Here is a 10,713-nt window from a genome sequence, read left to right as displayed (position 1 = left end):
TGTACGGTCCGGGGACATCCCTGACACTGTGTTGTCGGGAGATCGCTGACAGTCTATGCGGCTTCGGCGGTCTTGCGGGGACGGCCGCGTGTTTTGCCGCTGCCGTGGTAGGTGCCGACCGGTCCCAGGACGAGCTCACGGAGGATTTCTCCGGTGCCGTGGTGGCAGACCGTGACGTGCTCGGGTCCTTCGACGATGCGCACGTGTTGACCGGTGAAGGACTGGCCGACGTTGATCTTGCGTTTGCGGAAGTTCACGGAGCCGGCGGAAGAGACCTTCAGGATCCGCGGAGCCGTCCGCACGCGGCGTTTGTCTTCGGGTGAGGCCTTGCGGGAGATGCCGTAGACGGCCGCGGGAGTCTGCTGTTCCAGGGAGCGGTGGGGCCGTTCGTGGTTGTAGTGCCAGCGGAACCGGTCACACAGTGCCTGGAGCTCTTCGATTCCGGCCGCCGGGCCGTGGTCGGCATAGAACTCCTTGAAGGTGCGGTGATAGCGTTCGAGCTTGCCGCAGGTCTGCGGGTGCCGGGGCCGGGAGTTGAGCTGGCTGATGCCCAGGGCGGAGAGCTTTTCCTGGAACTGGACCGGCTTCTGGCCCTTGCGGGAGCGGAACTGCAGGCCGTTATCGCTGATCAGCTGCCGCGGGGCCCCGTGTTCGGTCACTGCCTTTTCCATGGCAGCCCAGGCCGCCTGGGCGGTGAAGCGGCGCACGGCGTGCGCACCGATGCAGAAGCGGGCATGGTCATCGAGCAGATCCACGATCCATGCCCGAGAGCCATCGGCCAGGGCAACCTGGGTGCCGTCGATCTGCCACAGATCGTTCGGAGCGTGCCGTTCAAACCGCTTCCAGGTTTTCGGGGTCCGGCGCGCCTGTGCCGTGACCAGTCCGTGGCGCTTGAGGACCCGATGAATGGTGGACACGGCCGGCGCCGGGTCCAGGCCGGCCTGGACGAGCTTGGTCCGCAGCACCCGCGCGCCCCAGCGCGGGTTGTCCACCCGCAGGCGTACCACCAGCGACTCGATCTCGTCGGCGGTTCTGGCCGGAGAGGTCGCAGGGCGCCGGGATCTGGGCTGCAGCCCGGCAGTTCCCTCCGCCCACAGACGGCGGCGGTACTCATAGAAGCTCTGCCGGGAAATGCCGTAGCGGCGGCACACCTCAGAAACCGGGATACCGTCCCGCACCGGCGCCAGCAGGATTTCCAGCCATCGGTCATTCACGCTCATCACTCTCATCTGTGCAAGAGTGTCAGGGATGTCCCGCTAACGAACTGTCACCCATGTGTCCGGACCGCACAGAATAACTCCCGTCAACGTGGCTCAGTTTTCGCCCCGCGAAACGGCTCAACTTTCGACCGGCGCTGACAGAAGTGAGCTGGACCCGACGGAAATCAGCAGGCGGACGGCTGCGATCCGGGCACGGACCAGCCCGCCAGGGGCACAGCTTCGACGCAGCCGCACCCGAGTCAGCTATCGCCCAACGAGTTGAATGTCGGTGTGAGACTGTGCCAGGCAGGCGAACCGCGACAGGATGACCGGGCGACCACCGGAGGCAACATCGGCGACCCACAATCCCCGTAGGCGGCTGTCTCCCCTGGCTGATAAACACACCAGGGAGGCACAGTTGGTCAAGCAAACCGACACCACGGGGCCGGCCAGCCACCGTGGCGGTTTCAGAAGCCGCCTGCACTGAGGTCAGCAGTCATGTGCGCCCTTCGATGTTCGCCCAGGATGTACCAAGGCCAACCAGTAACATGTCTCGTACAACCAGGAGGCAGCGATGGCCGTAACAGCGAAACAAGCCCGGCGCGACCTTGTCCGTCTCATCGAACAAGTCAACCTCGACCGCACCGAGGTTGAGATCGTGTCAAAGCGCGGATCCGCCGTTTTGATGTCGAAGGACGAGTACGCCGCACTGGTGGAAACAAGCTACCTGCTGGCCTCGCCCAGGAACGCGCAGCGCCTCATGTCGGCTCTGGGGTCCGTGCGCGACGTTGAGACCAGACACAAGGGTTAACTCGTTCAAGCCATGGTCCACGATTCCGTGCCTCCCGGTAGCGCTCTGGCTGGGGCCTTTAGCTCTGGGAATGGACGCTGATCCGGCGATAGGCTCCGGGGCGTGACCGCTGCGACCCCCCCTGACGCCTCGGCAGAGCCACCCGGGCACGCCGTTTCGACCCGGCCGCGTGCCAGTGCGACCGCCCGCGGGGCGCCCGGACGCGTGCCGGGGTCAACACTGCGCACGTCCGTTACTACCGCCCCTCATTGGCACGTCCAAGGACATGACGGTACAGCTCCACGAAGTTCGGTGCGCCTGTGCCCCGGCGGGCCCTGCCGGCGGCCAGCACATCCAGATCAAGCCCCGGCCACAGGGTGGTCAGGGGATAGCCGTTGATCAGGAGGCGCCATTCAGCCGATTGGATCCGGGCCACCAGCAGGTCTCCGAGGAACAGCGAAGCGCCGGTGGCAGCCTTGCCCGCATAGCGTGGCTTAGCCATCCAGGTGCCCAGTCTGGCCTCGACGTAGTCAAGGCCGTCTCGTCCACCTGCACTCCGTCCGCTTCGGGCATCAGACCTGAGTTGCACACGTTTAGTGCCCCAGCTTCTTGAGTAGTTGGTGGACTGTTTCCGGGATTTGGGGTTCGGCGGTGAGTTCGTGTCCGCCGACGCTGATGGTGACTTCGCGCAGGGGCTTGAGCAGAGTGATGATCTTCTTCAGGCTCAGCCCGGTTTTGTCCTGCAGGTAGCGTGCGACGGCGAGGGCGGTGAACACGATCGTCAGGTGCGCATCGATCGCTTCCCTGGTCCGATGGAAGATCGGTCGGGCGGCCAGGTCGCTCTTGGACATGTGGAAAGACTGCTCCACGTGCCAGAGGTCGTGATACGAGCCGATGAGTTCGGTGGCCGCCATTGTTCGGGCGGGGATGTTGCTGACGTATCCTTTCCATCCGACGAGGTCCATGGCGCGCTCGTAACCGGTCTCGTCGAAGCTCCTGGTGTTGCCGGTGGTGCGGACGAACCGGGCGGTCTTCGGCCGGCACTGGCCCTCGATGATCGCCAGGGCCCGGTTGCGCTGCTGGGTCAGGGTCTGCCGGTCCCGCAGGGCACGCTTCCGCCGGTATTGCCACACGGCCCGCCACTGGTCCGTGTTCTTCTCCGGGTCCCAGTCGGGTTCGGCGCGTCTGTCGGTGCGGGAGGGGTCCGCGGCCCTGGCGCGCATGGTGATCGTGTCCACGGTCTGCCCGTCCTCGTGGTGGCTGCCGTGCCAGTGGAAATAGGCGGCCAGATTTTGGGTGCTTTGGTCTGCCGGGAGCCGACGATGAACCGCAGACCCGCGTCATCGAGGGCCTGCAGGTTCGCATTCGAGAGCATGCCGGCATCGGCGACGACGACCATGTCGGCGACATGGTGGCGTTCCTGGAACGCTTTCAGGACCGGGATCAAAGTGGCGGTCGTCGGGTAGCCCCGGCCCGTTGCCGGGCCGGGGCCCCCTCAGAACCGGACGTGCGACTTTCATCGCATCCGGCTCAGGCAAGTCCCTATGGGCGTCGAGGGTAGCGAGGCGCTGGTGCTGGTGTGTCGCGTGGCAGGTGGCGCCTTCGTCGCTGATCCCAGTAGAGGGTCAGGGCCGGGTCGTCCGGAGACGCGTCGGCCTTGACCATCTGGTGACGGCGGATCGGCGTCCACGACAGTTTCCGCAGGTAGGCGCCGGTCTCTCGGTCGCCGAAGATCCAACGGTCTTGTCTGGCCGGATTGAACCGCCCGAAGTAGCGGTCCACGATCCACTGGCCGGTCTTCGTGTTGTGTTGGCGTCTGCCCCACTTGAACATCGTCCACCAGAGGGTGGAATCGATGTCCATGAAGACCTTCTTGGACACAACCGTCCGGTAGTAGCCCGCCCACCCCCGCAGGATCGGGTTGAGCCTGCTGATCACCGCCGACGCGGGCGCGCCGTGAAGGCTACGCACCTCCGCGCGCAGCCGGCCGCGGAACCGCTTGACCGCGGCCTTCGACGGCTTGATCAACAGTTTCCCCGGGCTGCGGTAGTGGCGGACGTTGAACCCGAGGAAGTCGAACCCCTCGGACAAGTGCACGATCCGCGTCTTGTCCTCGTTGAATGACAGCCCTCGGGGCGCCAGCCACGCGGCGAGGCGTTCCTTGACCTGCTCGGCCTCTTGCCGTGAATGGCAGAGCGCCACGAGGTCGTCGGCGTACCTGATTACCACCGGTGTCCCCGGTGCTGACCAACCGCGCGTCGAGCGCCAGGGCTTGTACCGAACTCCAGCAGCGGTCTCCATCCCGTGCAGAGCGACGTTCATCAGCAGCGGGCTGATGACCCCGCCTTGCGGCGTGCCTTCTCTGGTCGGGGCGTACTGCCGGTTCTCGATCACTCCGGCTCTCAACCATCGGGCCACGTGCTCCCTCGCGGGGAACCCGTGCAGGTGGTCGAGCAGCCGATCATGGTCGATCCGGTCGAACGCCGCAGTCAGGTCCGCATCGAGGACCCACGCCCGAGTCGGGCTCTTGCCCTTACAGACAGTGAAGATGGCCTCGATCGCGTCATGACATCCCCGGCCGGGCCGGAAGCCATAGCTTCGCGGCTCGAACCGGGCCTCCCACTCGGGCTCCAGTGCGTTGAGCACCACGGCCTGGAACGCACGGTCGGCGATCACGGGGATGCCGAGCGGGCGGCGCTTGCCGTTCGCCTTCGGGATGTAGATCCGGCGAACCGGCAGGGCCGGGGGCCTGTGGCCGCGCTGTTGGACCCATCGGGCAAGATCTGCCCGTTCTGGTCCCGACAATGCGGTCAGGCCGTCGATCCCCGCGGTCCTCCGCCCCTGATTGACCTGCGCAACCCGGCGCGTCGCGACCAGCGCGTTCGCCCGGGACCGCAGCATCAACCGTTGCAGGCTCCTCACCTTGCGGTGCTCGCCTGCCCTTGACGCCGTGAAGATGCGCTGCCGCAGCCGCCGTACCTCCGCCTCGGCGCGGGTCCAGTCGATCTGGTCCCAGTCCTCGGGAAAGTCCCGCGGTCCGTTCGCCGCCACTGTGGCGGCGTCCAACGTCCCCGCGGATACTGACGTCACGATCATCGTCTCCTTCACGAACTAACCTGACCCGCGTGGGCTCCCTCTCGGGCCGAGCACTCAGCTCGTATCCGGCCGGTTCGACGCCACCACGGCCAGGAGGCGGCCGTCGCTGGTGGAGTCCTTCCCGTCGCCTTTCGGCGCACCGGCATTCGCTTCTCGGGTCATCCTGTTCCCGGCTGGGGATTGCGCCTTCCTTGCGGTCGGCCTACCAGCCCATTGGGCTGGACCCAGACGGGGTTTCCACGTTCCACATGCATAAGACACGAACGGAGTGGGCGCCCTCTATACCCCGGGGACGATGGTGCTCATCCGACCGCTTGCAGATCAGCGGCCGGCATCTGCCGCATTCCAGCGGCACGTCCCTGACCTCGGCCCGGTACTGCATCCCTTCCACCCGGACCTTCAACATGACGAGGCATCAACCAAGGGTTCACGCGTGTTCGCCCGCCCGTCCTTCTCCTCACCCGTAGCCCTCGGAAGGAACGAGGACCCTTCGGCTTGAACCTTGGGCTTCGCACCCCGCAGTTGCCCGCGACGCACGCCAAGGCGGAGACCGGCCACCGAGCACGGACCGGGAATCACGTCACCATCTGGTCCTCCATTATCGTGATCCACTTACTACATGCGACCTCGTGTCGCACTCAGCCTTGTTGCCCTCGAACGAGTGGATCTCCAGCGGGAAGCCGGCCCGGTCGACCAGCAGGCCGACGACGATCTGCGGGTCAACCCGGCGTTCCTTGGAATAGCCGACCTTGCGGTAGTCGTCTTCCTTCTCGGCCTCAAAATACAGGGTCGTCACGTCGTAGAGCAGCAGGCTGATGCCGGTCGTGGAGACGCTGTGGGCGAAGCAGGCCCTGGCCACCTGGTCCCGGTAGTCATTGGTGCTGCAGCGCTTGAGCGCGTTCGTGAAGGTGTTCCGGTGCACCGGCGGGATGCCGAGCTCGTCGATGACCCGGATGCTGTCGGCCTTCGAGGTCGGCTCGACCGGCCGGGCCAGCACGAGCTGAAAGAACGCCTCATCGGCCACCGCATCGAAGCCCAGGGAATCATAGACGGAGCGGACAACATGGACCAGCAGCCGGGAGGCACTGGACTGCACGACCGCGCGGGCCGGATCCGGACCGGAATCGGTTCCGAGGTCCAGTGTCGTCTGGGCCGGGTTGAGTTTCTCCTGCCCGGCACGCATGAGCGCCGCGAGCTCAGCCTCGGTGCGGGCCGAGCCGAGGTGCTCAATGATGGTACGGACACCGCGGCGCTTTTCAACGATTTGGACCGCTGTCGCGCCGGACGCGGTCTTCACTTTCCGCAGAAAAGGCGCCACGAACCCATCTTAGATGCCCGATTAGTGCCCCAAAAAGCTCGCAAGCAAACCCCTGACAAGGGGAAACGCTCGAGAAAACACGAAATCAGCGCTCAGGTGTGCAACTCAGGTCAGATTCCGCCACATGCCCGCCAAGATGCTACTCGCGTCATCCGGCGGGTCCTCTGGTCCACTGCAAAGCCGTGGGCGGGTCCGTCCCCTGACGGAGTCGTGAAAAATACCTCCAACCGATCAAGCTAGCGGGCGCCGATCAACCAGCGGAACGCACACGAGGATCGTCAAGGCTTCAGCAGCTGCGGCCTTACTCGTGCTCCTTGTTTGCGTCTGGGCTGGCTGCCGGGGCATCATCGGCACGGCGGAACTGCCTGGCGAGCGGCGGCAGGGTCATCTCTGACAGGAGCTTTACCCTCTGCGAGGTCTCGCGTCCCAGCTTTGGATCGAGGGTGACCTTCAGTCGGGCTGCCAAGATTTCCCGACGCAGGGTGGAGAGCACCTGCTCCTTGTTCGCCGGATCGTAGGTCCTGCGATAAGTTCTTGCCCTGTGGCGGACTGATGCCGACGCCTCGTCTTCATCAGCGTCGGAAATGCGCGGCGACGCGTCCGTTGACTCTGAGGGGTTTTTCACCGCTCTGACGTCCTCGATCAGTTGGTCGATGGCCTCGTCGTGCATCCCGGTGGACGATACTTGCCAGACTGCATCCAACATCGCCTTTTCCTCGGAATCCGCCATCTCGCTCTTCGCCAGAGCGCCGAGCATCTTGAGGCCGTAGTCGTTCAGCCTTACGTTCCCCGAGACTGTGGCTTCCAGCGCCCACTGGGTGCGCGTCCACCATTCAGAACTGGCGGCCAAATCTCTGGGCTCCGGCATTGGGTTGGTCTCCTTCATCGGGGCGTCAGCGTCCCCTGGTGATGCCTGCGAGAGAACAAGCCAACAATGACGACTGCGACAACTGCCAGAAGTGCAGCGCAGGCGCCGGCGGCCACCCACAGCGCCCACGACTCAGGAACGGAGGACGTCGAGTTTTGCGCGGCAGCAGAAGTTCTGTTGGTCATTTCCGCAGTCCTCTGATTGGCCATCGCCTTGCCGCCTTCGTGTCCGTGCCGGTCGTCATGATTGGATAGCCTCGTCCAAGACCTTCGCAATGGCCTCAAACCGTTCAGGGTCCACATGGCCCAGTGCCCTGGCGGCGAAATCGTGTACTTCAGAGAGCCTCTTGATCCGCAGTTGTGGAAGCAGGACTTTAACCTGTTCGGGAAGCGGGCCGTCCTCCTGGAGGAGGTATTCGGGATTCACATCGAAAACCGTTGCAATGGCGCGCAGGCACTCGTCCGGGACGTGCTGGACCTTGCCGTTCTTGAGCAGCGACCACCGGCTGCGGGAGATAAAGTAGCCCGCTTTATTGGCGCCATCGCAGATCGCTTGGTATTCGTACGGTTGACCGGACGCGTCCATGATGGTGTCGAGGAGAAGATTGATCTTCCGGGCAAGCGCTTCCGCTCGCCGCAGGGCGTCATCTGGAGTCCGGTGTTGTTGGACCGGGGAACGGACAGGAAATTAACAGGACCGCCGGCGGATTAAAAGACCCTCGCCGGAAAACCTAACAAAGTACTACTAGTGCGCGTCGTACTGACGGTACATGAACGAAGTCTCCTTGGCCTTCTTCGGACCGACGAGATCCGACAGGATGCTGGCCGCGAAACCGCAGCCGATCGCCCACCCAGCGACCATCGCAACGATGGGCTTCGGCGTGCGACGCATCTGCACGTGCAGTTCCGTGACGTCGAACCGCCAGTGGCTTCCCCGTCCAGCCCGAGTCGCCGCGCACGCGCTGGTCCCCGCCCGAACAGAAGGGCCTCGTCACACTCACCGGTCAGGATGATCACGCCGACCGACTCATCGTCCCCCGCCATCGTCAGCGCCCGCGCGATCTCCCAGATCGTCTGCTGCCGGAAGGCGTTGTGGACCTCGGGCCGGCTGATCGTGATCTTGGCAATCACGTCCTCGCACACCTCATGACGCGTGTCGGTCCAGTTGCCATCCGCGACCTATTCAGTCATGGTCCTCACCGTAAACCCGACCTCCAGCGGCAAGGGGTCCCCATCCAGTGGCGGACCGAGGGAGTCTCGGACACGCGCAGACGCGCCACGAACCCATCCTTCACTGGTCGAATCATGGCTCCAGCATCACCTCGCGAAGACGCTCGAGCTCGACCGGGCTCACGCCCAAGCGCATCTCCAAGTATCCGTTCACGGATCCGTAGTCCTGGTCGAGTTTCTCGAGAGTCACCTTCAAGAAGTACGGGTCGGCGCCCAGCATCAACGCCCGCGCGTAGTCGGGGAGTTCGCCGAACCGGTCCGACATGTCGTCCGACAACATCCGGACGACGGCGCGGTTGGTACCCAACCCTCTGTCGCTGCTGACATAGTCAGCCACGATCGTCTCCCGGGGAACACCGAGGCTGGACAGAAGGAGCGCGGACACGACTCCCGTCCGGTCCTTTCCGGCCGAACAGTTCACCACGACCGGATCCTCCGTATCGAGAAGGACGCGGAACAGCTGCCGATATTCGGGAGCGAAAGCGATGGGCAACGCGTTGTAGAACTTCTTCCATCCTTCGCGCCATTCGTTCTCCGGCGCGTCGTTCAAGGTAAGGATCGACTGAGCGACATCACTGGGGCTTTGCTTGTCCGAAACGATGTAGCGCACACCCTCAAGATCAGGTGCCGGGTTCGCCTCACGTTCCGAGGCCGCCCGGAGGTCGACAACGGCGCGGACTCCTAGTCGCCGGATTGCTTCGCGGCCGGCCGGGGTCAAGCGGTCGAGGCTATTGGAGCGAAAGGCCCGTCCGCGACGAACATGACGGCCGTCAACGGTACGGTGGCCACCCAGGTCGCGGAAGTTGCTCACACCGTCCAGGACGATCGGTGTCATTTGGTCGTTGGTCACTATCGCACTCCGTTCTGAAGACTCCTCGAGTCTGTCTGTTGATAATCTTCGATCGCACGGATGCCGTCGCGTCGGAACCGTGCTGAAAACTCGTATCCCAGGGGCAATTGTCGGACGTTGACGTAACCCTCCAGGAAGCGCGCCGCCGCCTTGTTTGTCGTGCAGGCGTTGCGAAACGCAATGAACACCTTGTAGAAGGCGATCTGCTGCTCAGTCGCGTCGACGCCACCGTGCCGCCGGTAGTGCTCCATCCACTGGTCCCAAGTCATGTATTCCGTCACCACGTCCTGGACGTACGCGAGATCCTCGGCCGGGTCCCCCAGATGGGCAGTCTCCCAGTCCAGGAGCGCCGTGGGACGGTCGTCCTTGCGCATCACGTTGTGGAAGCTGCAATCGGAGTGGACCATCGAGGGCCGCGCAGGATTCTCCGGCACATTACGCATCAGGAAGTGGATCATGTAGGCCTCGCTCGGCGATGCCTTGCGCGTGAACGTCAGCCAGTGTCGATACCAGTCCTCGATCTGCATTCGCACGACGGTTCACGTCGATCGTGTCCTGCCAGGTTTCGTCGGACATCCGGAGGCTGTCGGCCGGCGAGAAGATGCCTGCATTGGCAACGACGATGTCGAGACTTCCGAACTCGGATACGCCGGCCTCGACTGCGGATGAGATCACTGCGGAATCCCTCACGTCCGCGTCGCGCGCGACGATTCGTCCTCCGACCGCTTCTACCTGCCGCACCGTCTCGGCGAGATCGTCGGCTGACGCGAGCGGGTACGGAACCGTCCCGATCATCGCCGTCGTGTCGACCGCGATGATGTCGGCTCCCTCTTCCGCGAGCCGAACGGCGTGACTACGCCCCTGCCCTCGTGCCGCCCCGGTAATGTAGGCGACCTTTCCCTCGACCTGTGTCCCATGAGTGTGCCTCTCTATGTCAGTGACCGCCCCGCTGGTCCCTGTCGGTAGGTGCGTTCGTGGATTCGTGAAACGTAGGATCACACTGCGCCTGCGGCGCGGCCCGCGGCGAGGTCCGCAGGATTTCCGCTGCTCCAACGGTGTCGGCTGGCTCATGGCATCCTCGTTTCAGCTCTCGATGTTCAGGTGCGGATACCCGTAGGTGAATCTACCGCCTGTTTGTTTGGTGGTCAACACCGCTGCCTCCGATCGAACGACGAGCGAGAGGCGCTGATACCGGCCCCAGTCCACGCGAACCTCGCCGACCCGCTCGCCGCCCTTGACGGACCCCTACCCCGGTGGTTCGATGGCTTCCGCTGTTCCCCAACCGACCGTTCGCTTGATAGCGTGGGATTTTCCGACGAAGCGCCCACCCCCGGAGGAGACGACGAACGATGATCAAGACCAT

General features: G+C 64.2%; 11 protein-coding genes and 2 pseudogenes. 2 read left to right on the top strand and 11 right to left on the bottom strand.

Annotated features, from left to right (window positions below):
• Nucleotides 1-53 precede the first annotated feature (53 nt).
• Entirely contained in the window at nucleotides 54-1,220 is a 1,167-nt protein-coding gene (locus AC5RW2_RS38435; RefSeq protein ID WP_494037352.1) for an IS481 family transposase, read from the bottom strand.
• A gap of 553 nt (nucleotides 1,221-1,773) precedes the next feature.
• Between AC5RW2_RS38435 and AC5RW2_RS38430 the strand changes: the two genes are divergently transcribed.
• Nucleotides 1,774-2,010, top strand: a complete 237-nt coding sequence (locus tag AC5RW2_RS38430; RefSeq protein WP_493986457.1) for a type II toxin-antitoxin system Phd/YefM family antitoxin — start codon at nucleotides 1,774-1,776, stop codon at nucleotides 2,008-2,010.
• 235 nt (nucleotides 2,011-2,245) lie between these two features.
• On the opposite strand, the gene AC5RW2_RS38425 is transcribed toward AC5RW2_RS38430, so the two are convergent.
• The 7 genes and pseudogenes from AC5RW2_RS38425 to AC5RW2_RS38395 all read right to left on the bottom strand — a co-directional run bounded on the left by AC5RW2_RS38425 (nucleotide 2,246) and on the right by AC5RW2_RS38395 (nucleotide 8,341).
• A complete protein-coding gene (locus tag AC5RW2_RS38425; RefSeq protein WP_493986456.1) occupies nucleotides 2,246-2,578 on the bottom strand; it encodes a DUF6278 family protein in 333 nt (110 codons plus the stop codon).
• Between the two features lie 4 nt (nucleotides 2,579-2,582).
• Nucleotides 2,583-3,445, bottom strand: a pseudogene (locus tag AC5RW2_RS38420) (IS1634 family transposase); the annotation flags it as partial.
• A gap of 86 nt (nucleotides 3,446-3,531) precedes the next feature.
• Nucleotides 3,532-5,079 carry a group II intron reverse transcriptase/maturase gene (gene ltrA, locus AC5RW2_RS38415; RefSeq protein ID WP_494075162.1) on the bottom strand — a complete coding sequence of 516 codons (1,548 nt, stop codon included), beginning with the start codon at nucleotides 5,077-5,079 and terminating at the stop codon, nucleotides 3,532-3,534.
• A gap of 634 nt (nucleotides 5,080-5,713) precedes the next feature.
• Nucleotides 5,714-6,403 (bottom strand): annotated as a pseudogene (locus AC5RW2_RS38410) (IS1634 family transposase); the annotation flags it as partial.
• Between the two features lie 301 nt (nucleotides 6,404-6,704).
• On the bottom strand, nucleotides 6,705-7,289 hold the full coding sequence (locus tag AC5RW2_RS38405; protein ID WP_494032157.1) for a hypothetical protein: 585 nt from the start codon (nucleotides 7,287-7,289) through the stop codon (nucleotides 6,705-6,707).
• Between the two features lie 222 nt (nucleotides 7,290-7,511).
• Nucleotides 7,512-7,856, bottom strand: coding sequence for a hypothetical protein (locus AC5RW2_RS38400; protein ID WP_493986452.1), 345 nt, complete (start codon nucleotides 7,854-7,856; stop codon nucleotides 7,512-7,514).
• 122 nt (nucleotides 7,857-7,978) lie between these two features.
• Nucleotides 7,979-8,341, bottom strand: a complete 363-nt coding sequence (locus tag AC5RW2_RS38395; RefSeq protein WP_493986458.1) for a hypothetical protein — start codon at nucleotides 8,339-8,341, stop codon at nucleotides 7,979-7,981.
• Here AC5RW2_RS38395 and AC5RW2_RS38390 point away from each other — a divergent pair.
• Nucleotides 8,280-8,420, top strand: a complete 141-nt coding sequence (locus AC5RW2_RS38390) for a hypothetical protein (protein ID WP_493986459.1) — start codon at nucleotides 8,280-8,282, stop codon at nucleotides 8,418-8,420. The two genes, AC5RW2_RS38395 and AC5RW2_RS38390, sit on opposite strands and share 62 nt — an antisense overlap.
• Nucleotides 8,421-8,573: 153 nt before the next feature.
• Here AC5RW2_RS38390 and AC5RW2_RS38385 read toward each other — a convergent pair whose 3' ends face one another.
• The 3 genes from AC5RW2_RS38385 to AC5RW2_RS38375 are packed head-to-tail and all read right to left on the bottom strand — an operon-like array spanning nucleotide 8,574 to nucleotide 10,421.
• Nucleotides 8,574-9,350: a tyrosine-protein phosphatase gene (locus AC5RW2_RS38385; RefSeq protein ID WP_493986451.1), complete on the bottom strand. Its 777-nt coding sequence runs from the start codon at nucleotides 9,348-9,350 to the stop codon at nucleotides 8,574-8,576.
• Nucleotides 9,350-9,877, bottom strand: coding sequence for a phosphotransferase (locus AC5RW2_RS38380; protein WP_493986450.1), 528 nt, complete (start codon nucleotides 9,875-9,877; stop codon nucleotides 9,350-9,352). The genes AC5RW2_RS38385 and AC5RW2_RS38380 overlap by 1 nt, the downstream gene beginning before the upstream one ends.
• Nucleotides 9,786-10,421 carry an SDR family NAD(P)-dependent oxidoreductase gene (locus AC5RW2_RS38375; RefSeq protein ID WP_493986449.1) on the bottom strand — a complete coding sequence of 212 codons (636 nt, stop codon included), beginning with the start codon at nucleotides 10,419-10,421 and terminating at the stop codon, nucleotides 9,786-9,788. Before AC5RW2_RS38375 ends, AC5RW2_RS38380 begins: the two co-directional genes overlap by 92 nt.
• Between the last annotated feature and the right edge of the window lie 292 nt (nucleotides 10,422-10,713).

The organism is Arthrobacter sp. B0316-1-20, assembly GCF_059091865.1.
Note: the sequence above shows the minus strand (reverse complement) of the source record. Positions and strands in the feature narration are given on the sequence as shown.